The sequence below is a fragment of the Olivibacter sp. EAT-5 genome, from assembly GCF_044784325.1.
Taxonomy (GTDB): Bacteria; Bacteroidota; Bacteroidia; order Sphingobacteriales; family Sphingobacteriaceae; genus Olivibacter; species Olivibacter oleidegradans.
Map to the genome: position 1 here is coordinate 5891296 of NZ_CP173028.1, position 24382 is coordinate 5915677.

The following is a 24382-nucleotide window of genomic DNA, read 5'->3' on the forward strand; positions in this document are numbered from 1 at the left end:
GGCAAATAAGTTTATACCTTTTGGCTTAAAGTACATAGTCAACACTTTACAATCATGAAACGACCAACTATTTTAACCATTTTACTTTCAGTGGTATTTGCGACTAAACTTTTTGCGCAAACAGCAAAAGATCCGGTCGACTATATTAATCCTTATATCGGAAATATCAGTCATCTGCTTGTTCCAACTTATCCGACGGTCCATTTACCTAACAGTCTTTTGCGTGTCTATCCGGAGCGCGAAAATTTCACGGGAAACGTACTGAGGGGCTTACCGCTTATTGTAACCAGTCATCGGGGAAGTTCCGCGTTTAATTTAAGTCCTTTTCAAGGAGTGGTAAAAGATATCAAGCATGTACTTCCCTTGAGCTACGACAATGAAGTAATCAAACCTTATTTCTATAGTGTAGACCTTGATGAACAGGATGTTGCGGTACAATATGCTCCTTCGCATCAATCCGGTATTTATGAGCTTCATTTCAATCACCCGGAGAAAGACACCTATTTGATTTTCAACACCCGAAATGGTGAACTATCTCATGACAACCGGCATATTAGTGGATACCAGAATTTAGATAAACAGACCAAGGTATATATCTACTTGGAAACGGATGTGCAGCCTATTGTTATTGGAACACATCAAGGTGATAAGGTCGGCACAAACGATAAAAGCACAAAGGGCGAAGATGCCTATTTTATCGTACAATATCCTAAAGGCACCACTAAAATAAAGCTACGTTATGGTGTATCCTTTATCAGTACGGAGCAGGCAAAAAGAAATCTTCGTAGGGAGATTAGGGATTTTGATTTAGCGACGATTTCAAAAAGGGGGCGCGACATTTGGAATCAGACATTGAACAAAATAAAAGTTACCGGCACCGATGAGGATGCAAAAACTGTCTTCTATACGTCTTTGTATCGGACTTACGAAAGGATGATCTGCCTTTCTGAAGATGGAAAATATTTCAGTGCTTACGATGGTAAAGTCCATGACGACAAAGGCAGACCCTTTTACACCGACGATTGGATCTGGGACACCTATCGGGCGACCCACCCACTTCGCATATTGATTGAGCCGGAAATGGAGGCAAACATGATTAATTCCTATATTGTTATGACGCAACAAATGCCGCGCGCGTGGATGCCTAATTTTCCCGAGGTTACGGGGGATAGTCGTAGGATGAACTCCAATCATGCAGTGGCGATGGTTGCAGACGCATATAATAAAGGGCTTCGGAATTTTAATTTGGAAGAAGCTTATCGGGTAGCCAAGGCAGCCATCACAGAGAAAACCTTAGCTCCCTGGTCGGCTAAACCAGCAGGCGTACTGGATCAATTCTATAAAGACCACGGCTATTTTCCTTCCTTGGCACCAGGCGAAAAGGAAACCGTACCGGAAGTGCACAGTTGGGAACGCAGGCAACCCATTGCGGTAACACTCGGCACAGTATATGATGAATGGTGTTTATCGCAAATAGCTAGCAAGCTTGGAAAAACGGATGAAGCCAAATACTTTTCGGAAAGAAGCCTAAACTATCGCAAAGTCTTTAATCCTGAAACAAAATTTTTCCATCCAAAAGATACCTTTGGGGTTTTTATGCCTCATATGGATTACCGATTTCCTCCCGGTATCGGTGGCCGCGATGCTTATGATGAAAATACCGGTTATGTTTATCGCTTCGACGTACCTCATAACATTGGTGATCTCGTACAATTAATCGGCGGAAAACAGGCATTTGTTGATGCCTTGGAAGATATGTTCAGTACGCCGTTGGGTAAAGGAAGACCCGATTTTTACCATATTTATGCGGATCATAGTGGAAATGTTGGTCAATTTTCAATGGGTAATGAACCCGCCATGCATATCCCCTATCTATACAATTATGCGGGACAACCCTGGCGTTCGCAAAAACGGGTGCGTACATTACTTCAGCAATGGTTCCGCAACGATTTGATGGGCATCCCAGGTGATGAGGATGGTGGAGGCCTTACTTCTTTCGTCGTGTTCTCCCAATTGGGCTTTTATCCCATCACCCCCGGTTTACCCATGTATGTCATCGGAAGTCCATCCTTCGAAAGTGCCACGCTGGACATCGGTGAGGGTAAAACATTCAGCGTGGTTTGCGAGAATTATTCACCTGACAACAAATACATCCAGTCAGCAAAACTCAATGGCGTATCCTGGAACAAATCCTGGTTTAGCCATGAAGATTTGATGAAAGGCGGTAAACTTGAACTGGTTATGGGGAAACATCCCAACAAAACCTGGGCCACCGGAGATGACGCCATTCCGCCATCGTTTAAGATGAATGATAGATTAAAAAGTAAAAATTAAAAATTAAAAAAGCTTGCCTCTCGTAGTGATGGCCTACCTGTTGAAAGGCAGGCCATCATTATCACATTAACCACTTCTCTACTCAACGTTTCAACCACTCAACCATCAGCTAATCGTCACATTAACTAATCATCACATTAGCTACTCAACTTCCAAGGTCATCCTTTCACTTTTCAACTGAGCTCCGCTTACCTTCACACGAATTGCCCCCTTCTTCTCCGCAGCTTGTACAATAAAGACCAGCTTTCCATTAAACGTTTTCATTTGTGGGATTTGAAAAGGCTCTAAAGACGTTGCGTCTCCATTACAGACGGCCTTAAAGCTACCTGAACCTTCTACCGTAAAAGACAAGGGAATAGCGGCATCCGGGCAGAGATTACCCTCGCTGTCAATCACTTCAACCGTTATAAAAGACAGATCTACTCCATCAGCAATCAGTTGATTTCTATCGGCACTTAATCTTAAACCGCTAGGCTTTCCTGCAGTATGTACTTCCTTTTCCTGAGCTATGGCACCGTTTTCATTATAGGCTACTACTTTTAACGTACCTGGTTGGTATACCACCTTGTTCCAACGCAATCGATAACGGTCTAATTTGCTCGCTGGATTTTTCTTGATTCTTCCCTGGCTGACGCCATTCACAAAGAGTTCCGCTTCAGGGAAATCTGTATAGCAATACACGGGGATGGTATCGCCTTCCTTACCTGACCATGTCCAATGTGGTAATAGATGCAGGGTGTGCGCTTCTTGATTCCATTTACTACGGTAAAGATAGTAGCGATCTTTTGGTAATCCCGCTAAATCGCAAATTCCGAAATAAGAACTTCTGGAAGGCCAAACCTGATCATAAGGTGTCGGTTCTCCCAGATAATCAAACCCCGTCCATACAAACTCTCCTATTACCCAAGGTTTATCATCTTGCAGTTCCCAATCCTCTTCCGGTAAATTCGACCAACTGCAGCTCTCCAGATCATATGATGAGCTTTGGGCATCCGGATAGGTTTTTTGTTGATAAGGTTGTACCGGATATTTATAAACACCACGCGAACTGACTGTTGAAGCTGTTTCGGAACCCAAAATAAAACCTTGAGGTAGCTTATCGTAAGCAATTTGATAACGGTGGGTGCGGTAGTTCAATCCCGGCACATCTAAGAGTGCCGCAAAATTGTTGGCAATTGCATTATCTACACGATCCATCCCTATGGTAACAGGCCGTGTCGGGTCTTCGCGATGGCAAATATCCTGCAGGCGCTTAGCTATTCGATTACCTCTGTCCATGCTTTGTTCGGGCACTTCATTGCCAATGCTCCACATCACAATGGACGGATGATTGCGGTGACAGCGAATCAAATTTACTAAATCGCGCTCTGCCCATTGGTCAAAGAAACGATTATAACCGTTTTTACATTTTGCAGCTTTCCACTCGTCAAAGCTCTCGGCCATCACCATCAATCCCAGTTCATCACAAAGCTCCATTTGCCAGGGTGAGGGCATGTTGTGAGCCGTGCGAATGGCGTCCGCGCCCATTTCTTTCATAATTAAAAGTTGCCGTTTCAAAGCCGCTTTATTAATGGCGGCACCCAAAGGGCCTAAATCATGGTGCAAGCAAACGCCCTTAATCTTTCTAGATTTTCCGTTTAACATAAAACCACCGTGAGCGTTGACCTTTACCTCACGAATACCGAAGCGAACGGAATCCACATCCACTAATCGATCACCATCATAAAGTTCGATCTTTGCTAAGTACAAAGCTGGGCGCTCGGGCGACCACAATGCAGGTCGCTCCAATATTAGATTTTCCTCTATCGGAATTCCACGCCAAACTAAATTCGCCTCCTTTGTGAGAAGTACATGGCTTTTCTGATCGAGAACGGTTGTTACTGTCCGCAATTTCTTGTTTTGGTGCGCATTCAGTTCTGCCTTTATACTAATTTGTGCTAAACTGTCGGATACCACTGGCGTGGTAACCGATAGGCCCCAGGGCACCACCGCAGTTTCATTTGTAAATAATAGCCGAACAGGCCGATATAAACCTGCTCCCGGATACCAACGCGAAGATTCCGGTTGATTTTCCAACCGAACGGCTAACACATTTTCGCCTTCAACCCCTAAAAAAGGAGTGATATCGAAATGAAAAGAGTTATAGCCATAGGGCCAAAATCCCACTTCTTTTCCGTTGATATAGACCCGTGCTTCGCTCATAGCTCCGTCGAATATAATGCTTGCACGGCGGCCGGCTAAAGATTCTTTCGGCAACGTCGTCCGGTACCATCCTACTCCTATGTAGGGAAGTGCGCCGGTGCGGCCCGTTTTTTCGCTAGGTATCGTTTCACCATTTTGCGTAATGGCTACCGTTTGTTTATCGATTTCTTTATCAAACGGACCGGTGATAGCCCAATCGTGCGGAATATTTATTTTTTGCCAATTTTGATCGTTAAAATCAGGTTGTTCGGCTCCTTTTATATCGCCTCGCTGAAAAGACCACCCTTTATTTAAATAAATTTCTTTTCGTACCTGAGCCGACAACAGGCTGACTGCCATCGTCGCCCATAGGGTAACCGCCATACGCTTCTTCATGAATAAAATCGTTACGCTAACCAAATAGCCTCTAAGTATAATCCCAGCGACTTGTTCAACAATAAGTTATCTCTTTCAATATAGATTTGCAATTTATCTATTTTTTGGATATCGAGCATCTTTTCCAAACTACTTAAAAACCATTGCGGCAAAAATCCAGGATACGGGCGAGGTAAAAGAAAGGTCTTTCCCTGCTGAAGTAAATCGAGTGGAATCCGAATCAGTGAATCGGTTGATTTCAGTGTTATCTCTTTCGAGAAACATTGCCCATCGGAGTCGATGAGGCCAATACTGATGGGTAATGCAGTAGCTTCTTCGATTCCTCCATTGATTACCAACTCACGCGCTTCAGATATATTGGTTGATCGAGCAGGCTGAATAGGAAGCTGTAAACTAAAACCGGGTAAGACATCCGATTGCAGAAGTTATATTCCGGGTCGGAATACAAACTCAATCCTATTTTACCAAAGCTTTCAAAAACGAGTTTGGTAAAACGCCTACGCAATATTTAAAAGATTTAGAAAAGAAGTAAAATCGGCCGAGTGTCGGAATCTGTCGTTACAGATCAATCACGATTAGATACCATGTATCTTGCAGCCAAACAGCTACTTATTTCGCCACTATTTTCTTTTCATCAACCATTTACTAAACCATCCCATTTTTTGAATGCGGCAATTATGAAAGGCGGTCATTTTCCATTTCCCAGAGGGATCACGCACCCATACAGACGTATTAATCGATAAACGATTGGGTGCCACTTTCTTCTGCCATCTAAATTTAATGGCTCCTCTAGCTATAACGACAACAGTCTTTTCATTGAGAAAACGAATATCGGTAATATCCCCTTCCAACTTAGCTCCTTTGAACATAAAATTGTTCATCAGCTCTTTGTGGGCCCGTACATAGGCGGCCCTTCCTTTAAGATGCATCCCATTAAACGTTATATAATCGCAATCCTCGGTGAGATGCTCGCCTGCAGCCTTGAAATCTAAGGTTTCAAACGCCTGGTAAATCGAGCGGTTGGCTTCTTGAATAGCTTTTACATCCATCGAATGTTGGTTCATATGACTGGCTTTTAAATCATGTAAAATAGTATCGGTTTTCATCATATATCGCTCAGGTCAATTATTAGCGTAAAAATAGATAGCGTCAACGCAAATGGCCACTGTTTTTCCGTTAACCATTGCAAATCATCGGTAAACAACCAGATTCAATCGGTTAACCGAACAGGTTACTTTTCACATTAGCTAATAAAAAGACGCAAGGGTATTAAAATGGTTGCATTGGTGAACAACAGTTTTGCTTTTATTTTCAATATCCACTAGTATTAATTACTTATAGACCTAAACAAAGAACTTAAAAATGATGTTACAATAAATAGATGTTCTAGTCTGGTATTTTCATGAAGAGAATTTCATAAAGAAATATCAATTAGAATGCTTATGTTTATTATTCATAAAACAATAAACTAAAAATAAGTTTCATGCACTGTATGAGGGTCCATCTTTTAGTATCAATCCTTTTGATGCCGTTTTTTACCTTTGCTCAAACGAAAACATCTGACGATCTCTTCACCGAAGCAAGGAATGCAGCTTTCGAGCAAAAAAATTATGAGAAGGCTAAACAATTGGCAAAAAGGGCGTTAGCTCAATCGCCCGATTATACGGATGTTGCCATTTTCTTAGGTCGGGTATATACTTGGACCGATCAACCGGACAGCGCAAGAAACGTATTTGAAAACATCCTTTTGCGAGGCGTAACATCGGAAGATCTTTTTTTGGCTTACGCCTCGCTTGAGTACTGGAACGATAATAATCATAAAGCACTAAACCTAGTTAATCAAGGTTTAACCATAAACGCTTCTTCTGAAGATTTGTTATTACTAAAATCCCGTATATTATATGCTGAAACAAATTATCGAGAGGCCGAGCAAGTGATTGGTAATCTATTGAATATCAACAACCAAAATACTGAAGCCCGAGCATTGGCGGCACGGATTTCAGACAACAGTGCATTAAATGCGATAGGTATTGTCTATAATTTTGTCCATTTTAATAAACAATTTGATGATCCCTGGCATTTGGCCGGTATCAGCTATAAAAGACAAACGAAATTCGGATCGGTTATAGCCAAACTGAATTATGCAAACCGTTTCAAAACCAATGGTTTTCAATATGAACTAGAAGCTTATCCCAGAATTTCAAAAATGTTCTACATGTATCTAAATGCGGGATACTCGGGCGATGTCGGAGTATTTCCCAAATATCGTACGGGCGCCTCACTTTACGCCAATTTACCGAAAAGCTTTGAGGCCGAGATTGGTTATAGACAACTTTATTTTACTGACGCCACTTGGATGTATACCGCATCGGTAGGAAAATATTTTAGAAACTTTTGGTTTAATTTTCGTACTTATCTTACTCCTGATAATGAAGACATATCGCAATCTTATACATTCACCACCCGTTATTATATCGGGGGAGCGAACGACTATTTCGGTGCCGCTATCGGCACGGGTATATCACCGGACGATAAAAATACAAACGTCCTTTTGGAGGAAGCCTATAAACTACGTACCAACAAAATAATGCTTGAATACAATTTCTCAGTAAAAAACCTCCATATATTTAATGTGAACGCAAGCTTTTTCAGGCAAGAATATCAGCCTACCATCAAAGGGAACCAGCTAGATATCGGTATCTCCTATCAAAAGCGGTTTTAATGATTTGAAAGTGGGCCGCTAATGAAACGCAATAGTGAATCCGGAAGCAACGAGTTGTTCTTTATGAATCGATCGTTTTTCTCTTTATATCGATGAAAGGCCGCACGCAATTCATCCCGAATACGACTGTCCTGAACAACTTCCTCATCCAGCCCCTCCGTAAACATGTATAAAGACTCTTCGTTTAGATGATATTTACCCATAACAAAATCGATTAATTGTGATTTCGTCTGCATTAGTGGCAAGCCCTGTTCACTCACCATAGTTGACAAGGTATCCAAACCGTTCCCTAACCAGGTAACATTTTCGGGAATCTGTATGGAATATTGCTTATTTAGAAAACGGAGTAGTGAAGGCGTTATATCTAAATGACTAACAATGTTGGTCAGTTTTGCAGTGCGTTTCAACAGCGGCGAATATATAATTAACGGAACATGATAACGATCTATTTTTGTACGCATAGGTATCTCGGGCATTCTGTGATCGCCGGTGATAATAAAAATAGTTTGATTGTAATCGTTCCTTTGTCGATAGGCCATAAAAAACGATCTTAATGCATCGTCTGCATTCAACACACTTGTGAGTTGTAAAGCATATCGCCTTAATTCAATACGCTTTTGCGGATTAGAGGTAATATCAGCAAGTCGTTCGTCGAATCGTTTTGCAAAAAAATCCGGGTTATTGATAAGAAAAGGATTATGTGTTGAAACGGATAGAAGCACGCTTACTTGTGGTTGTTTATCATTCTCATTCCGGCTCTTTAAAAAATGGTTAAATAGCGATTGATCATCATATCCCCAGCTGAAATCATTTAAAGCAGGTAATTTTTTATAGCTAGGCGGAAACGTTTTTCCATCATTCAATTCGGATAAATCATTTTTCTTCAAAAAGATGTCCATATGATCAAACGAGGCATCCCCTCCATAATAAAATGAGCTGTGGTATCCATTTTTCTGTAGTACGTTCAACAATGAATAATGTAAGGGCATTTGTTCGCCCAGCTCCAAAAAACCATGTTCTCCAAATGGTAACGATGCCAATACCGATGGTAGAGCGGCAAAAGTTCTCCCACCTGCGCTTAGGCAATTTTCCCAGTAAAGCCCCTGTTTAGCAAGGGAATCCAAGAATGGCGTAAAGTTGCCTAAATAAGCTCCCTCGTTAACGAATGCCCGACCAAATCCTTCCATTAAAAGAATAATAATATTAGGTTTTTTCTCGCTTTTGCGAAAAAAGGGACTTAGTACATCTTCCGTTTTGTCTACTCTTAAGAAAGGGTAGTTCAGTGGATCTAAATAGTAGTATTCCTTAACGGAAACTTCCATATCTCCTACCGATGTCTGTTCATTATTAAATTGTAAAAGGCCACCAGGAAAATAATTTAGGTAGCTTTGTCTATAAAAATAATTCGATTTATTGGTTACGAGGCTCTTTTCAAAATCGCTAGTCGACCAATGGTCTCTAAATAATTTATCCGAATTGACTAAAAACGACCCTATTCCCGCGACAAAAAAGAAACCGATAAATGCCATAGACCACATCTTTCTCAACTTTATCCAACTAAAACATGCAATACCGACAAAGATGACAATAAGTAGCTTTAGAACATTGACAACATTGATTGCGCCGGATGAACCGATTGTTTGTTTAATTTCAGACGATGAGTAACTATAAATATCAGCACCTAATGGAACAAGCGATACAAGAAAATATTGAACAAGAATAGTTTGTACTAAAAGGATAAGTACAAAAATGCCGGCCGTTACAATTAAGGCCCATTTCGGGGAGATAAAACGAAGGATGTAAAAAACTATAAAACTAAAGAAGCTTGCCGAAAGCCAAAATAAAAATTGATTGAAAAGCATTTGCGCAAAAAGTACACCACCATTTGATAATGGACCAAATTGCTGTGTATAAACGATAAATTCAATGAAGCTAGCGATCAATAACAGCCCTAAAAAAACAATAGATAAATTAATATAAGGGGATACCAGCATGTTAAAACGTTGGGATGACGTTTCAGCTGCTGATGAGTGTTGAGATGCCTGCTTGGCATTAAAACCCCGTCGCGTCATATCTCCCCAGGCTTTTTTCTTGAGTAAATAATCACGGAGTCCCCGGACTGCAGATAATACCACAAAAGGATGGAACAAGAAAGGTTCTAGAATAGCTGTTAACACTAATTTTACGACATCGGTATTCCTTCTATAAACACGATAGGTTACAGTATCAACCAAGATGGCGTAAATAGAGTAGAGAACGCCGAACACCATGACGAAACCGAGCAAAATAAAGAAAGCGGGCCAATCAACTAATCCCAGTATGAGGAAAACAAAAAAACCTATAAACCCTATAAATTCTATTATCGGCCCTAAAAATTCAAATAAAAACCAATATGGATAACTAATTAAACCCGTAATGCCATATTTCGGATTAAAAAATAATTTCTTATGTTTCCATAAGGTCTCAATTGTGCCACGCATCCATCTATTACGTTGACGACCAAGAATTTTAAAGCTATCCGGTGCTTCTGTCCAGCATAAAGGATCAGGTATATTTACAACACGGTACGCTTCATTCTGCTCTTCCATGTAGCGCCTCATTCGGACAACCAACTCCATATCTTCTCCAACTGTGCCGTGATCATAGCCACCTGCCTTGAGTATGATTTCTTTATCGAATGCCCCGAATGCACCCGATATCAGCAACAAGCCATTTGCACGACTCCAGGCAAGTCTTCCCAGCAAAAAAGCCCGAATATACTCCAATGCTTGGGAACGAGCTAACCAACTTTTTGGCAGCTTTACTTCAACAAGCTTACCATTTTCTATCCTACAATCGTTAGCCAATCGGATAATACCACCACAAGCAATTGTCCGTTTATCTGTTTCTTCCATGAAAGGTTTCGCTAGCTTCAAGATAGCATCCTGCTCTAAGATGCAATCTACATCTATACATACTGCATAGTCGTTACTTGCGATATTTATCCCCACATTTAAAGCATCTGCTTTTCCACCATTCTCTTTATCAACGACTAATAGCTTCTTAAATGCGGGATTCTTACTTTTGTACACTCCCCTAACTTCCTTCGTTGGCAATACATAATCGACGTAAAAATCGGCCTTAAAAAGTTCATACGCATCAATCAATTTTTGCAAAGAGTTATCTTTGCTTCCATCATTGACAATAATAATTTCCAGGTTGACATAATGAATGGAAAGAAGGGAACGTACATTTTCTACAATAGTGGCTGATTCATTGTACGCCGGAGCCAATAAACTAAAGCTTGGAGCGTTAGTAGAAGTAGCTAAGAGACGATAGTCCGTAAAGCTATTTTTACGCATATGCTTTATAATCGCACCCAACGAAAAAAGCCCTATCCATAAATACACTAAACATAATAATATGGCATAAAGTAGGATTCCAAACGTAAAGAATTCATAAAAAATTAACTGCCAGTTCATTAATAATGCCCTTCCATAGCTTGGTTAATAATTGTTTTAGCTGGTTCATCGAGTTGCTTCTTGGTCTCTTCCAGGACAGCAACTCCTTTTGCGGAACAGTTTAAAATAGCTCGGGCTGCACCTAATCTAACTTTACTGTTGTCATTATTATAGAATTCATGTAATAAAAAATTTAGTTCATTTATGCCTGCAATATTCTCTAAGACACGAATAGCCCGCATTTTGTATGCGTCAGATGCGTTATCATAAACCTCAATGACAGCAGCCGCTGTATTTTCTTGAGAAATACGTTCTAGCGTTTTCAGCGACTGCATTTGTACTTTTATTGAAGATGCCGAAATTTTTAATAAGACGTTTTCATGGAGTTCAAGTAATTGAAATTTTGCAATAAGCTTCAATGCAAATATAACAACGCTCTGATTATCCGAATTTAACCAACACTGAACATGATGTGCTGCATTAAGTGGTAATTGCCCGATCGCACTTAGCAGCTTAAGCTGCTGCCAATCTGAAATTGGATTTTGCAAATCATCTAAGAAAGCCAACCCTTGGAACCCCTTCAACCTAACTAAGCCGTACTGTGCTTCTAATCTAATAATGTCCTTATAATGATTTACCAAACTTACAATTTCGGGTTCCGCTTCCGAGATTTGCATGGCACTTAATTCTTGTATAGCGGAAGCCACAATATGCGCATGCCTGCTGGACAACCTTGCTATACTGTCTTTGTCTAACCTCAGTTGTTTATAAACTACCTTTAAATTGGACGCTGCAATACCTGAAAGACTTTTTTCCGCATTCACTAAACTTCTTGCTAAGTATTTTCTAAATCTTCGATTAGTTAAATGGTCATTTAGCGCCGTGGGCGGCTGCAATGGAATATCAGCGGATGCCGCCTCATATATTACGATGGCTATTAGCTGTTGCCAAGATTTCCTTAAATCTGCAGCACGGTTTTTTTCAATCAAAAAAAACAAAATGACAATAAAAACCAGGAAGAGAAGACTTACCATCACGAGAGTTGCCCAAAAGAAATCAATAATGGGTAAGCCAAGAAGTGTTTCGTTCAACTGCATAATTAATACAGAATTCTATTTAGCGTCCAACGGTAAAACGTTTAATACGAAGAATAAGCTCTCCTGGACTAAACGGTTTGACAATAAAATCATCAGCACCCAACTTAAAAGCGTCCAAAACAACTTCTTCTTGGCCTAATCCCGAAAGAATAATAATGGGTATCGCTTTTTCTTTTATGGCGCGAACGGCAGTCACTATTTCTAAACCCGAAACATAAGGCATCATAATATCCGTGATAACCAGATCGGGGAGTGTTTCCTTTATTTTCTCAAGGGCATCCTTTCCATCAATGGCAGAAATTATTTGATGGTTTTCCTTTGACAGCCTGAACTCAAGAGTTTTCCGTATTAACTCGTCATCTTCTGCAATTAAAATAATCATTCAGCTACTAGTTAAAAGGTGTAATTCCAATTATTTTCTTTACTATTTTTATTTCTTCAAAAATCTTGCGCAACAAGTCTTGCCGAGTAATTTCTACTATACTGTCAGCCCTTTCAAGTTCCTCGGCAAGTTCATTCAGAAGAAGCAAACCGGCCGTTCTTGAGGTTCCTAGCAATTTATGCCCTATCTTTTTTAAAGACTGAAGATCTTGTTCTTCTTGAGCTTGTTCTATTTTCTTGACGGTACCTTCTAACTCAGATATGGTCAATTTTATGAATTCCCTTTTAAACGTTTCATCGCCAGCGGCGTAGTCGTCCATCATATGATAATCGACGTGTAAATCGACCGTTATCTCATCTGTTTTTTCCTTAAAAAGCCAGGTCTTGATCTTTAACTCAATATCTGCTTCCACAATAGGTTTTGCGATAAAATCATTAAACCCGGCATCTAAGCATTTCTCCATCTCCCCTTTCACATTGCCGGCAGTAAGTGCTATTATGATAACATCAACGCCGGAGGGCAAAGACCGAATGCTACGTGTTGCTTCTATTCCATTAAGTTCGGGCATTTGAATGTCCATAAAAATAAGGTCTGGCATTTTGACTTTGCAGGCCTCTACCGCAAGCAAACCATTTTCAGCTTTTTCAATTGACGCAAGTGGGGCAATGCGTTCGATAATTGTGCTCGTTAACAACATATTAACCGCATTATCTTCGGCAATAAGCACATTAAAAGGACGAACGACAGCTTTAGATGGCAACCGATCGCTTTCTTCACCATTTACTACATCAATCTTTTGCGTTCGCTTAAGAGCCTCGTACATCTCTTTCGTATTAATCGGTTTCCTTACCCGTGTTACCATTAATTCATTTGATTGTTTAACAATATCTTCGTCTTCAGATGAACTGTATAGCAAAATAATTGGAATGTTGGAATATTCCACTTTTGGGCTCTGTCGTATTTTTCTAATTACCTCTAAGCCATCTAAAATCGGCATCTGGTAGTCTACAATCAGTAAATCATATTTTTTATTGTCGTATAATTTTTGCAGGGCATCGAAGCCATTACTAACAGATTCAGAATGAATATTTTTCAACGCCAACATCCGTTCCAGTATCATCCTATTATGATCATTATCATCTACGATCAAAACAGATTGCAAGTCGTTTAAATCACCATTTCCTGCAGGATCTCCAAGCTCAAACGACGTTTCTAAGTTAAAAAAGAACGTGCTTCCAATCCCGACCTCGCTTTCCAGCTGCAGATGACTGCCCATTAACGCTAACAATTTATTGGAAATAGTAAGACCTAAACCTGTTCCCCCATATTTCTTAGTAATAGTACTATCTTCTTGGGCAAAAGCCTCAAAAATTTCATGTTGTTTGTCTCGTTGAATACCGATACCCGTATCTGTTACGGAAAACCGCAAAGTAGTTTTGTTATCTGAGGCGCTTATTTGTACTTCTTCTATTTTCAGTTCTATTTCTCCTATTTCTGTAAATTTGACGGCATTACCCAGTAAATTAATAAGTATTTGTTTTAATCGTGCATCGTCCGCCCAGATAAAACGCGGAAGATGAGGAGACATATCGAGAATTAATTCCAATCCTTTCTTTTGAGCTTGGTAGGTGATAACGTTTATTACCTGTTCACTCAAGTCAAATAAGTCTATTCTTTCAGAATTCAGCTCCAGTTTACCCGCTTCGATTTTAGAAAAATCAAGGATATCATTAATAATCGCTAAAAGCGAAACTGCAGAATCATTAACGATCGTGAGATACTGTTTCTGCGTATCATTTAATGAAGTTTTTAATATCAGATCAGTAAAGCCAATCACACCGTTGAGAGGCGTTCTTATTTCGTGGCTCATGTTAGCAAGAAATTCAGATTTAGCTTTGCTGGCTTGTTCCGCTATTTTTTTTGCCTTCCGCAATTCCTCGCTCTTTTCAAAACTTTCTGTTATATCCTGCGTAAACATAACCAGTCCCCCCACTTCATTATTAAAGTGACGCCAAGGTCTGATTTCCCAAATAAGGTGTTGTTCGTGGTCCCATCCCGGTGGCGTCCAGACATCGTCATTTTTTTTATGCACCTCGCCATTCAGACATTTTTTATGAATTTCTTTCCAATCGTCAGGAAGATTCGGAAAAACATCGTAATGTGATTTGCCAATAATACTCACATCTGCTAAATGATAACTTTCATACCATCGTTTGCTGACGGCAATATATCTTAAATCTTTGTCTAACATTGCTACAGCCGCCGGCGCATGCTCAATGAACGTTCGAAGCCTGGCCCTTTCCTCTATTAATGCAACTTCTGCCCGCTTCTTTTGATCTATATCTTGGAAAGTACCGAAAATCCGTTTGCATACACCTTCTATCATTTCGGGTTGTCCGTGGCTTCTGACCCAAATCAATCGTTTCTTTGCGGTGCGTAACTGTAATTCTAAGTCATAAGGTATGCCTTTCGTCACGGCTTCTTGAAATGCTTCTTCTATATACGCACGATTCTCGTCTTCATAAAAGGCCAATGCCTGTTCAATGGTCGGTTCATAATCGACTGCGACTTCATGAATACTTTTTGTAACATCCGACCATATAATTCTATTATTCGTTAAATCTACCTCCCAGCCGCCAACCCGCGCGACGCGGTTGGTCTGCTCCAACATTTCTTTCGTCTTCTTGAGATCACCCTCCAACTTCAAACGCTCAGTCATGTCAATCGCATTTCCAATAATGTAATCGTTACCTTCTGCGTCTTGCTCTAACACATTATTATAGAGCCAAAACAAGGGCTGTCCGTCTTTATGAAGCGTTTTCATAAGCCCTGTATCTTTGCGATTTAATTTGATACGATTCAAATATCCTTTCAGAAATTCGTGATGATAGGGTGGAACTAAATCGAATAAGGACATTCCTAGAATTTCTTCCTTTTTATAGCCTAGTATGGCAGCACCTGCTTGATTGACCGACAAAATATTGCCCGCTAAGTCGTGTGTACACATCAGGCCCTGAGAATTCTCAAAAAAAGAACGAAGTTTATTTTCGCTTATCTCTAGCTCTTGATTCTTTAGCGTTTCTTCCGTCATATCACGACCAACGACGAAAATCTCATTTTCTCCGATATTAGGAGTTACAGACCATTGGATCGTTCGATTAGATCCGTCTTTTGCCAATAAACGATTAGTAAAATGAATGGTGTTCTTTCCGGATCGCCTATCTGAAAGTTCGTCCTCTGTCTTCCTGATATCATCCGGATAAACAAACGTTAAAAGTTTCTTTCCAAGCAACTCGCTTTCTCGCCAACCTAAAAGGTCTTGGAAAGCGGGATTCACCATTTTTATGATGCCTTCGGAGGTGACCGAGCTGATCAAATCTTTTGATATGTCAAACAATTTAGAAAAGTACTTTGCTTCTTGGGTATTCTTTCTCTCAAGTATTAAAGTAACCACCTGCTTAGCCAAAAGCTCAAGAAGTCTTTTCTGCTTTTCGTTTAATTCTTTCGGCTTTTTATCGATAACACATAATGCTCCCAATGCATATCCGCGAGGATCAATTAACGGGTAACCTGCGTAAAAAGCGATATTTGGATCTCCTGTAACGAGTGGGTTATGAACAAATCGGCTATCTTTTGCTGTATCGTTTACTTGGAAAACGCTGTCATTTAAAATGGTATACTGGCAAAAGGAAATATCACGGCTCATTTCAACCGTATCGATACCTTTCTTCGATTTAAACCACTGTCTGTTTTCGTCAATAAGTGATATAAGCGAAATTGGGGTGTCGCAAATCAAACTAGCCGCTTCAGTAATGCTATCAAAGTCTTCCTCTTCAAGTGAATCAAGTATATCATAATTTCTCAGCGCCTGCACGCGCTCTTTCTCGTTTTCAGGAATTGGAAAACTTATCATAATTTGGATTTATTGTACACCTAATATACAACAAACAAAAACAAATTAAGTTCTTTATAAAGAAATGTAAGATGATTTAGAAATATCAATGTCGAATCAAAACGACCTAATTTTCATAAAACCGACACAAGTATCACAATAATTCACATGAAAGCTGGTTGCAGTATACTCTTTGTACGTGATCATCATAGTCTAATTATTGTATTGAATTGCCTCTGCCTTATAGTATGAATCAGCATCTTCGCCGCCTGTATATTCAATGCCATGAATAATAACTCCATCTGCACCGACAGCTTTAGCCTTTTCAACTATTTTCCGCTTCGCCACTTCTTCATTGAGCAAAACCTTCGAAGATATATGTCCGATAACTTTATAGTCTTTTTTAACGTCTTTGCTTGCATAATAAACATCCATATGCATCGTCGGATTAAATCGATCTCCAAGATAAGATGTGCCGACGCAGGACATCATACTCAATAAAATAGGTAAAAATAGCTTTTTGTTCATAATTGATTCGATTGTTACTGGTTAGACTGGCGAAACACGTTTTGGTTTAGCAAACGGTTATAACTTGTCGCTATATACCCGGATATTGCCGCATTTCGAGTGCTCACATTCACTAATTCAACTTAAATTTACGTTCAAATTTACATTCATCATGACACGTAGATTACCAACCATTACATTATTAATGCTAGTTTTTTTATCTATGAAAGCTCAACAAACACAAATTGGCAGTTATGCCCAAGTAAATGGCCTGAAAATGTATTATGAAATCCATGGTAAAGGTAATCCCTTGGTATTATTACATGGAGGAGGATCAACCATTGCAACTACTTTCGGCCGCATTTTACCCGAACTTGCCAAAGCACATCAAGTAATTGCAGTAGAGCTACAGGCGCATGGGCACACTACTGATATCGATAGGCCACTCAGTTTCGAACAGGATGCAGATGATGTCGCGGCACTCTTAAAGCAGCTGAGCATTAAGAAAGCGAGCTTTATGGGGTTCAGCAACGGAGGTACCACCTGCTTGCAAATTGCTATACGACACCCCGATTTAGTAGACAAGCTTATTGTGGCCTCTTCCAATTATAAGCGCGGCGGACTGCAACCCGGCTTTTTTGAGGGTATGGAGCAAGCAACACTTGATAATATGCCACAACCATTGAAAGACGCCTATTACGCTATTAATCCTGACCCAAAGGGGCTACAAGCCATGTTTGAGCGGGATAAGGCTAGAATGCTTGCATTTAAAGATATAAGCGATGAGCAAATAAAGAGCATTCAGGTTCCTGTGCTTGTCGTGAATGGCGATACGGATGTAATTCGTACCGAGCACGCACTTGAACTTTCCCGGATGTTACCGCATGCACAACTGGCCATTCTACCTGGTGGGCACGGTGATTATCTAGGGGAAATTTGTGCGCCAAATAAAACAAGCAATATGCCGGTCTTCTTTGTAGCTTTGATTAACGACTTTCTTGGGAAATGATGCCGGAAAACGCACTCCTTATAATTATACTGCCATCAAAACGGATAGACAAGATTTAGTAATGTCAATATGACATCTTCCATCCTTGTTGCACAGCTTTTGCTGAGGCTCGAAAAAAGGATTGATTTTGCATGATGACCATTCATTTGACAGAAAATAATAAACTGAAAAAGTTGATTGTTGTAGGAGATCGGGTGCTGGTAAAACCGGCGAAACCTAATGAGCGGACAGAAAGCGGGCTCTATCTACCACCCGGGGTTCAGGAGAAGGAAAAGGTGCAACAGGGTTATGTTATAAAAACAGGGCCAGGTTATGCTATTCCCGTACCCGCTGATGAAGATGATGCTTGGAAGCCACAAGAAGAGAAGGTAAAATATATCCCCCTACAGGCGAAGGAAGGAGATTTAGCAATTTTCTTGGTAAACGGCTCCACCGAGATCTTGTATCAGGGTGAAAAATACTTCATTGTTCCGCAAGGGGCCATTTTAATGCTGGAAAGAGAAGAAGAACTCTAATTCTTTGCATGGCGGCGATTTTCAAATTTGTTGCTTGACTAAACAATATCACCTCATGACTGTTAAGTTAAGCAACAAATTATTTCTATTATGAAAAATCTTAAAAAGCTATTCGCAACACTATCAGCTTGTTTATTTTTATCGATTATTGGCTGTGGACAAAATGGCCAGGAAAACGAAACGGAAGGTGATTCTTATCGAGATACCGTAGAAGCGCCTACGACTAACGATAACAATATGCGCAATGACCAACCGACGGACGAGTTGACAACAAAGGATTCGCTGAGTACCGACTCTATTTGATGTTGCTGCTAAGCCAACTTGCAAGCAAACTTATCTTTACCTATTTTTGCTAATAATGTTAGCAAACAAATGAAAGAAGAGATAAATTTTTACTTATTACAGGCGGATAAATTCAATCCTTATATTAACCGAAAGGAGCATCTTCAACGTATTTATCCTAAATTGACGTGGGAAACGATTTTAAGCCACCGACGGGAAGTCTATACTCGAGATCGGATAATCATCTACTTAAAACAAAACATAGAAAGATTAGGTGCGCTTGGCTTTAGGGAAGTAGCGGAGCGGCATCTCCATCAGTACGAACGGGAAAGCTATCCGGAGTTATTTTATGACGAGTGAGCTTGGTAGCCACATAAAAACAAAAGGTTCTTTTTAACAAGGAACCTTTTGTTTTTTATACTGTCGGTCAGGGTTTTATTCGCCTGCTTTTTTACCTACTCGAAACAACCATCCGGAATCAGTAACTGCATACAGGGCACCGTCCGGTCCTTCTGTTATTGCCCGGAAACGTTGCGCTTGATCGGCTAGCAGTCTTTCCTCTCCAACTACCTTATTATCCTGAATAACAAGACGAGCTATGTGCACACCACTCAAGGCGGAGATAAATAGGTTATCCTTCCATTCAGGAATCACGTCGCTGCTGTAAAAGGTAATACCGCTGGGTGAAATTACAGGGTCATAGTAATAAATAGGCTGCTCTAAACCTTCCTTTTGTTGAATGCTATCGCCAATTTTTTTCCCACTGTATTCGATACCATAGGTTATAATCGGCCAACCATAGTTTTTACCTGGAAGAATACGATTTACTTCATCACCTCCCCTTGGTCCAAACTCGGTTTCCCAAAGATCGCCCGTCGTAGGATGAAAAGCTAGGCCTTGCACATTTCTATGGCCATATGAATAAATCTCAGGGCGCGCATCCCCCTTACCCTCGAAGGGGTTACCTGGAGCAGGTTTACCGTCCTTTGTAATTCGAAGAATTTTACCTAAGCCCGACTTCAAGTCTTGGGCTTGAGGTCTTGTTTCCAGATCAGAACGCTCGCCGGTGCTCACGATGAGATTACCTGTTTTATCAAAGAGAATACGACCACCATAATGTAATGTTCCATCATGAACAGGTGTCGCTTCGTAAATGACTTGCGCCTGCTCAATTGTCTTTTCGTCAGCAGCTAACTTACCTTTGCCAACTGCTGTCAAGTTGCCGCCGGCCTTAGGTTCTGAAAAAACCCAATAAACCATCCGGTTATTTGCAAAGTCAGGGTCTATGGTTAGCCCCAGTAAACCACCTTGTCCCCTTGCATCAACCTTAGGTAAGCCCGTAATGGCCTCGCTGATTTTACCGTCTTTTGCAACAATCCGCATCGTACCACCTTTTTCAGTAATCAGAAACCTTCCATCCGGTAGACAGGTGATACCCCAAGGATTTTTCAATTCTTTGTTGAGTACGGTGACCTCGTAAGGAGTGCTTGTTTTTACAGCGCCTATACGCGTTTGTCCTGCGAAAGCTGGTTTATAGTCGCTATTCGGTGAACCCGTCTCTACCGGTGGTAAGCTGGTTGTATCCGCGCCTACCGGTCCGCCGTTCTTATTGGCTGAAGAACTACAAGAGGCAACAGATAATGCTAATCCGGAAAGCAATCCTAAAAATGTTGAGTTATATGACATAGTTTATCTTTTTTGCGATTATAAAACTATTGAATTTTATTTATATCAGCAATTAATCCTACACTAACAAAAAAAGAAGAGTACCATCAAAGCTCCCAGAAGCGTATTAAGAAAATTTACGCCATTATTTCCCAAATATTGCTTTCTTTCCAAACTCGCACCTAAAATAGAATCGAACAGGTTACCTAAAAAACCCGCAATAGCGATAAAGACGGCTACTTTATTCAATCCTGCATAAACAATCCCCATTAAAGCTGAAGCCATAAGTCCTATCAAGGTACCTTCCACGCTGACGACACCATCTTCACCTCGGATGTCGTGTTTGAAAGTTAACATGTTATAAAAAGAACGGCCATAAAGGGTACCTAATTCGGAAGACAAAGTATCTGCCAATGCCGCTGCAAGACTGCCGACCATCATGATTTTATAGACATCGGTATGCGACACATCTATCAAGCATAAAACTGCTAGCAATCCGGCAACACCTCCATTTGCAAACACCTGTCCCGCTCCCCGTGTTTCTTCATGCTTAGATAAGGCAAGTAACCGCGCTTTATCTATTTTCTTATGTGAAGTTGCCAATACGGCAAGGCCAAAAAATAAGCATAACATCAACAATTCCTTGATTCCCATAACATAAAAAACCAACAAGCCGATACAAGAGGCTAGCCCGGCAGCAGAAACCGTTAGCTTTTTCGTGAGAACGGCTAACATGGCACAGATTAATAATACAAAACAAAGAATTAGCGAAGAATTTCCCATTAAATTGTCAGGATTATCCAATATAACATCATTTAACAAATTATTATTATTAGAGTTTCTACCTTTACCCCATCACACATAAAACAATTGCGCTATGAATTCCACAACATTATCATTGAAGGGAAATAGTGAAATACTTATCAAAAAACCAGGCGTAAAAGAACTGATCGCCGTTGCAAAGGGAATGAAAAAAGATGGATTTTCCTATGACGAAATCGCGAGAGAAACAAAACTCACACTAGCTTTTGTTATGTCTTTGTTTAAATAGTTCGTTTGCGTGCGTTGCTACCCCTTATATAGCAGCGCACGTAAAATGCAAATGCACGATCATTTGATGTTTAAACATTTATTATTTTAGCAGCTATTTTATTTATCAATCCAATCTACTATTTTTGTAGACATTTAAACAAAAAAATAGCGTATGAAGACAATTATCCCAGCATTCGCCCTCGTGCTCCTTTTAGCAGCATGTGGTGGTTCAACAAGCGATCAAGCGAAAACCGAGGAAAAACAGGAAGCTGCGGCGGCAACCGGTAGTTCTTACAGCATCGATACAACCGCTAGTCAGGTCACTTGGCAAGGTACTCATAAAGGCGGCTTAGCTCCTCGTTTTGGAAACATTAAGGTTACAGGTGGTTCATTATCCGTTGAAAACGGGACGGTAACCGCAGGCGATTTGGAAGTAAGTCTTGCCAGTCTGCAAGTTGATCCTAAGTCTGTTACCGAAGAGGGCAAAAAACATACAGATTTAGAAGGTCATCTAAAAAGTGCTGATTTTTTTGACGTCGCAAAACATCCTGCTGCAAAATTTGTCATCACCGCTGTAGCACCTTACGACAGCACCAAGCAAAAAAGTTTGCTTCCCGGTGCTACTAATTTGGTCAGTGGCAATTTAACGTTAAAAGATAGCACCCTCAATATAACGTTCCCTGCACAACTTACGGTAGCTGAAAACGAAGTGACGGCTAAAGCAAAGTTCACGATCGATAGAAGCGCTTGGGGTATCAACTATAAAACAGAAGGAAGTCCTGAAAATTGGGCGATCAGCAAAGACGTTGAAATCGGCTTTGATTTGAAAGCTGTTAAAAAATAATTCCAAAAAAGTAGTTTATGAAGGCCTGACGTCAATGTTCAGGCCTTTTTTTATGTCACTAGTCCTACACCAATTCATATACTCATCCAAATAATATAGCAAGTCGCTAACTAAGTCATTTTCTACCACATTGTTATCTATAATAAAAATGACCGCCCATTTTTAAGGTTTTCTTTTTATCTTAGGTCGCGTTGTAATATTTCCACTTATATACGCTAACATCAGCACTTATGTCTATACTGCAGCACATTAAAGAAAATCAATTAGTTGCGATTGTTAGAGGAGCAGATCCAAAGGATATCCTCTCTATTGCGGAAGCACTGTATGACGGGGGAATCCGTTTATTAGAGATTACCATGAATTCCACCGAACCTCTGGCTGCCATCGAGCAGGTGAGCAATAAACTGGGCGATAAGCTCATTATCGGCGCCGGAACTGTACTGGATAGCACGATGGCAAAAGATGCCATTCATGCCGGTGCGCATTTTATTCTTTCTCCTATATTGGATAAGAGGGTCATTGAGACGACCAAGAGCCTAAACAGGGTAAGCATTCCGGGTGCCTATACAGCGACGGAAATTTACCAAGCTTACCAAATGGGCGCGGATATTATAAAAGTTTTCCCGGCTACTTCACCATCTTATCTAAAAGACATTGCCGGTCCGCTGCCACACATTCCTTTGCTCCCAACCGGTGGCATCACGATCGATAATATTGCAAACTTTAAAAAAGCAGGAGCCGTAGGCTTCGGAATCGGAAGTGCGCTCGTGGATACCAAGCAACAAGTGACCGGCCAATACCTGCTAAACCTCACCCATACCGCTAGAAAATTTGTAGAAGCAGTTAACGTATAATAGCAATTCAGATGAAGATTAAAAGTTATGAATTATTTCAGGTACCTCCACGATGGTTGTTTTTAAAAATAGAAACCGATGAAGGGATCGTGGGTTGGGGAGAACCGGTGATCGAAGGTAAAGCGGCGACAGTAAAAACAGCAGTCGACGAATTGATGGAATACCTGATGGGTAAAGATCCAATGCATATTGAAGATCATTGGAATGTGCTATATCGCGCAGGCTTCTATCGCGGTGGGCCGATTATAATGAGTGCAATTGCCGGTATTGACCAAGCGTTGTGGGACATCAAAGGTAAATTTTATAATGCCCCTATTCACCAGCTATTGGGAGGAAAAGCGAAAGACAAAATGAAAGTCTACTCCTGGATTGGAGGCGATCGTCCGGCAGAAGTTGGCTTAGCAGCGAAAAAAATGGCTGAACAAGGCTTTCTTGCGGTAAAAATGAATGCCACTGAAGAACTCCAGTATGTCGACAGCTATGATAAGATAGACGAAGCGGTTGCAAGGATTGCAGCGGTACGAGAGGCTGTTGGTCCGGCTTTTGGGATAGGGATCGACTTCCACGGAAGGGTACATAAACCCATGGCAAAAATATTGGCAAAAGAGCTGGAGCGCTATAGACCGATGTTTATCGAAGAGCCTGTACTACCCGAGAATAACGAGGATCTGCGAGAAATCGCCAACCATGTGGCTATTCCAATCGCAACCGGGGAGCGGATGTTTTCTAAATGGCAATTCAAGGCTTTGCTGAAAGAAGGATATGCTGATATTATCCAGCCTGATCTTTCGCATGCCGGCGGTATTACCGAATGCAAAAAAATCATCTCCATGGCAGAAGCGTTTGACGTAGCGGCAGCTCCGCATTGCCCGCTCGGCCCAATAGCGCTTGCCGCCTGCTTACAGGTCGATGCTACCTGTCATAATGCTTTTATTCAAGAGCAAAGTTTAGGTATACACTATAATGAGGGAAGTGATTTGCTCGATTATCTCGTAGATAAAACCGTATTTGAATATGATGGGGGCTATGTAAACATCCCTGACAAACCGGGACTAGGTATTGAAATTAATGAAGAACATGTAAGAAAAATGGCTGCCATTGGGCACAATTGGAAAAATCCGGTTTGGAGGCATCAGGATGGCAGCGTAGCCGAATGGTAATTGAGTTATTGCGTTCTAACCGGTTTGTCTGACTACGAAAAGCCGATAGCTAATTAATTACAACTGATAA

At 40.7% G+C, this 24382-nt stretch carries 21 protein-coding genes; 11 read left to right on the plus strand and 10 right to left on the minus strand.

The window, feature by feature from the left end; translation table 11 throughout:
• Window positions 1-54 precede the first annotated feature (54 nt).
• Complete coding sequence (locus ACH11B_RS24680) at window positions 55-2334, plus strand: GH92 family glycosyl hydrolase (protein ID WP_377610915.1); 2280 nt, start codon at window positions 55-57, stop codon at window positions 2332-2334.
• A gap of 141 nt (window positions 2335-2475) precedes the next feature.
• On the opposite strand, the gene ACH11B_RS24685 is transcribed toward ACH11B_RS24680, so the two are convergent.
• Together ACH11B_RS24685 and ACH11B_RS24690 are read right to left on the minus strand one after the other, a co-directional pair.
• A complete protein-coding gene (locus ACH11B_RS24685; protein ID WP_377610917.1) occupies window positions 2476-4911 on the minus strand; it encodes a glycoside hydrolase family 2 TIM barrel-domain containing protein in 2436 nt (811 codons plus the stop codon).
• A gap of 11 nt (window positions 4912-4922) precedes the next feature.
• On the minus strand, window positions 4923-5249 hold the full coding sequence (locus ACH11B_RS24690; protein WP_377610919.1) for a hypothetical protein: 327 nt from the start codon (window positions 5247-5249) through the stop codon (window positions 4923-4925).
• Between the two features lie 77 nt (window positions 5250-5326).
• Between ACH11B_RS24690 and ACH11B_RS24695 the strand changes: the two genes are divergently transcribed.
• The gene (locus ACH11B_RS24695) at window positions 5327-5443 is read left to right on the plus strand and encodes a helix-turn-helix domain-containing protein (RefSeq protein ID WP_377611591.1); all 117 of its coding nucleotides are present in this window, start codon (window positions 5327-5329) and stop codon (window positions 5441-5443) included.
• Between the two features lie 88 nt (window positions 5444-5531).
• On the opposite strand, the gene ACH11B_RS24700 is transcribed toward ACH11B_RS24695, so the two are convergent.
• Window positions 5532-5975, minus strand: a complete 444-nt coding sequence (locus ACH11B_RS24700; protein ID WP_013667795.1) for an SgcJ/EcaC family oxidoreductase — start codon at window positions 5973-5975, stop codon at window positions 5532-5534.
• Between the two features lie 419 nt (window positions 5976-6394).
• Between ACH11B_RS24700 and ACH11B_RS24705 the strand changes: the two genes are divergently transcribed.
• A complete protein-coding gene (locus ACH11B_RS24705) occupies window positions 6395-7633 on the plus strand; it encodes a YaiO family outer membrane beta-barrel protein (RefSeq protein ID WP_377610921.1) in 1239 nt (412 codons plus the stop codon).
• On the opposite strand, the gene ACH11B_RS24710 is transcribed toward ACH11B_RS24705, so the two are convergent.
• The 5 genes from ACH11B_RS24710 to ACH11B_RS24730 form a co-directional block, all read right to left on the minus strand.
• Window positions 7630-10974, minus strand: a complete 3345-nt coding sequence (locus ACH11B_RS24710) for a sulfatase-like hydrolase/transferase (protein ID WP_377610923.1) — start codon at window positions 10972-10974, stop codon at window positions 7630-7632. The two genes, ACH11B_RS24705 and ACH11B_RS24710, sit on opposite strands and share 4 nt — an antisense overlap.
• A 119-nt stretch (window positions 10975-11093) precedes the next feature.
• Window positions 11094-12170 carry a hypothetical protein gene (locus ACH11B_RS24715; RefSeq protein ID WP_377610925.1) on the minus strand — a complete coding sequence of 359 codons (1077 nt, stop codon included), beginning with the start codon at window positions 12168-12170 and terminating at the stop codon, window positions 11094-11096.
• A gap of 19 nt (window positions 12171-12189) precedes the next feature.
• Entirely contained in the window at window positions 12190-12552 is a 363-nt protein-coding gene (locus ACH11B_RS24720; RefSeq protein WP_130858473.1) for a response regulator transcription factor, read from the minus strand.
• Window positions 12553-12559: 7 nt separating this feature from the next.
• A complete protein-coding gene (locus ACH11B_RS24725) occupies window positions 12560-16465 on the minus strand; it encodes a PAS domain S-box protein (RefSeq protein WP_377610927.1) in 3906 nt (1301 codons plus the stop codon).
• 192 nt (window positions 16466-16657) lie between these two features.
• Window positions 16658-16972, minus strand: a complete 315-nt coding sequence (locus ACH11B_RS24730) for a hypothetical protein (RefSeq protein WP_130858475.1) — start codon at window positions 16970-16972, stop codon at window positions 16658-16660.
• Between the two features lie 202 nt (window positions 16973-17174).
• Between ACH11B_RS24730 and ACH11B_RS24735 the strand changes: the two genes are divergently transcribed.
• The 4 genes from ACH11B_RS24735 to ACH11B_RS24750 all read left to right on the plus strand — a co-directional run bounded on the left by ACH11B_RS24735 (window position 17175) and on the right by ACH11B_RS24750 (window position 19117).
• Window positions 17175-17960, plus strand: a complete 786-nt coding sequence (locus ACH11B_RS24735; protein WP_377610929.1) for an alpha/beta fold hydrolase — start codon at window positions 17175-17177, stop codon at window positions 17958-17960.
• 131 nt (window positions 17961-18091) lie between these two features.
• Window positions 18092-18475 (plus strand): co-chaperone GroES family protein, encoded by a 384-nt coding sequence (locus ACH11B_RS24740; RefSeq protein WP_013667798.1) that lies wholly within the window; start codon window positions 18092-18094, stop codon window positions 18473-18475.
• Window positions 18476-18565: 90 nt separating this feature from the next.
• Entirely contained in the window at window positions 18566-18778 is a 213-nt protein-coding gene (locus tag ACH11B_RS24745; protein WP_377610931.1) for a hypothetical protein, read from the plus strand.
• A 69-nt stretch (window positions 18779-18847) separates the two neighbouring features.
• Complete coding sequence (locus tag ACH11B_RS24750) at window positions 18848-19117, plus strand: hypothetical protein (protein ID WP_130858478.1); 270 nt, start codon at window positions 18848-18850, stop codon at window positions 19115-19117.
• Between the two features lie 75 nt (window positions 19118-19192).
• Here the strand turns inward: ACH11B_RS24750 and ACH11B_RS24755 are convergent, their stop codons facing one another.
• Window positions 19193-20443: a PQQ-dependent sugar dehydrogenase gene (locus ACH11B_RS24755; RefSeq protein ID WP_013667801.1), complete on the minus strand. Its 1251-nt coding sequence runs from the start codon at window positions 20441-20443 to the stop codon at window positions 19193-19195.
• A 63-nt stretch (window positions 20444-20506) separates the two neighbouring features.
• Window positions 20507-21226: a DUF92 domain-containing protein gene (locus ACH11B_RS24760; protein WP_404273991.1), complete on the minus strand. Its 720-nt coding sequence runs from the start codon at window positions 21224-21226 to the stop codon at window positions 20507-20509.
• 73 nt (window positions 21227-21299) lie between these two features.
• On the opposite strand from ACH11B_RS24760, the gene ACH11B_RS24765 reads away from it, so the two are divergent.
• The 4 genes from ACH11B_RS24765 (at window position 21300) to dgoD (ending at window position 24312) form a co-directional block, all read left to right on the plus strand.
• Window positions 21300-21473: a hypothetical protein gene (locus ACH11B_RS24765; RefSeq protein WP_013667803.1), complete on the plus strand. Its 174-nt coding sequence runs from the start codon at window positions 21300-21302 to the stop codon at window positions 21471-21473.
• Between the two features lie 153 nt (window positions 21474-21626).
• Complete coding sequence (locus ACH11B_RS24770; protein ID WP_013667804.1) at window positions 21627-22298, plus strand: YceI family protein; 672 nt, start codon at window positions 21627-21629, stop codon at window positions 22296-22298.
• A 230-nt stretch (window positions 22299-22528) separates the two neighbouring features.
• A complete protein-coding gene (locus ACH11B_RS24775) occupies window positions 22529-23152 on the plus strand; it encodes a bifunctional 4-hydroxy-2-oxoglutarate aldolase/2-dehydro-3-deoxy-phosphogluconate aldolase (RefSeq protein ID WP_377610935.1) in 624 nt (207 codons plus the stop codon).
• An 11-nt stretch (window positions 23153-23163) separates the two neighbouring features.
• Window positions 23164-24312 carry a galactonate dehydratase gene (dgoD, locus tag ACH11B_RS24780; RefSeq protein WP_013667806.1) on the plus strand — a complete coding sequence of 383 codons (1149 nt, stop codon included), beginning with the start codon at window positions 23164-23166 and terminating at the stop codon, window positions 24310-24312.
• The last annotated feature ends 70 nt before the right edge of the window (window positions 24313-24382 follow it).

Coding starts and splice junctions, on each gene's coding strand:
- ACH11B_RS24705 (WP_377610921.1), top strand. CDS start 6,395: ATGCACTGTATGAGGGTCCATCTTTTAGTATCAATCCTTTTGATGCCG.
- ACH11B_RS24755 (WP_013667801.1), bottom strand. CDS start 20,443: ATGTCATATAACTCAACATTTTTAGGATTGCTTTCCGGATTAGCATTA.
- ACH11B_RS24700 (WP_013667795.1), bottom strand. CDS start 5,975: ATGAACCAACATTCGATGGATGTAAAAGCTATTCAAGAAGCCAACCGC.
- ACH11B_RS24765 (WP_013667803.1), top strand. CDS start 21,300: ATGAATTCCACAACATTATCATTGAAGGGAAATAGTGAAATACTTATC.
- ACH11B_RS24745 (WP_377610931.1), top strand. CDS start 18,566: ATGAAAAATCTTAAAAAGCTATTCGCAACACTATCAGCTTGTTTATTT.
- ACH11B_RS24680 (WP_377610915.1), top strand. CDS start 55: ATGAAACGACCAACTATTTTAACCATTTTACTTTCAGTGGTATTTGCG.
- ACH11B_RS24735 (WP_377610929.1), top strand. CDS start 17,175: ATGAAAGCTCAACAAACACAAATTGGCAGTTATGCCCAAGTAAATGGC.
- ACH11B_RS24775 (WP_377610935.1), top strand. CDS start 22,529: ATGTCTATACTGCAGCACATTAAAGAAAATCAATTAGTTGCGATTGTT.
- ACH11B_RS24750 (WP_130858478.1), top strand. CDS start 18,848: ATGAAAGAAGAGATAAATTTTTACTTATTACAGGCGGATAAATTCAAT.
- ACH11B_RS24720 (WP_130858473.1), bottom strand. CDS start 12,552: ATGATTATTTTAATTGCAGAAGATGACGAGTTAATACGGAAAACTCTT.
- dgoD (WP_013667806.1), top strand. CDS start 23,164: ATGAAGATTAAAAGTTATGAATTATTTCAGGTACCTCCACGATGGTTG.
- ACH11B_RS24715 (WP_377610925.1), bottom strand. CDS start 12,170: ATGCAGTTGAACGAAACACTTCTTGGCTTACCCATTATTGATTTCTTT.
- ACH11B_RS24710 (WP_377610923.1), bottom strand. CDS start 10,974: ATGCGTAAAAATAGCTTTACGGACTATCGTCTCTTAGCTACTTCTACT.
- ACH11B_RS24685 (WP_377610917.1), bottom strand. CDS start 4,911: ATGAAGAAGCGTATGGCGGTTACCCTATGGGCGACGATGGCAGTCAGC.
- ACH11B_RS24730 (WP_130858475.1), bottom strand. CDS start 16,972: ATGAACAAAAAGCTATTTTTACCTATTTTATTGAGTATGATGTCCTGC.
- ACH11B_RS24725 (WP_377610927.1), bottom strand. CDS start 16,465: ATGATAAGTTTTCCAATTCCTGAAAACGAGAAAGAGCGCGTGCAGGCG.
- ACH11B_RS24770 (WP_013667804.1), top strand. CDS start 21,627: ATGAAGACAATTATCCCAGCATTCGCCCTCGTGCTCCTTTTAGCAGCA.
- ACH11B_RS24740 (WP_013667798.1), top strand. CDS start 18,092: ATGATGACCATTCATTTGACAGAAAATAATAAACTGAAAAAGTTGATT.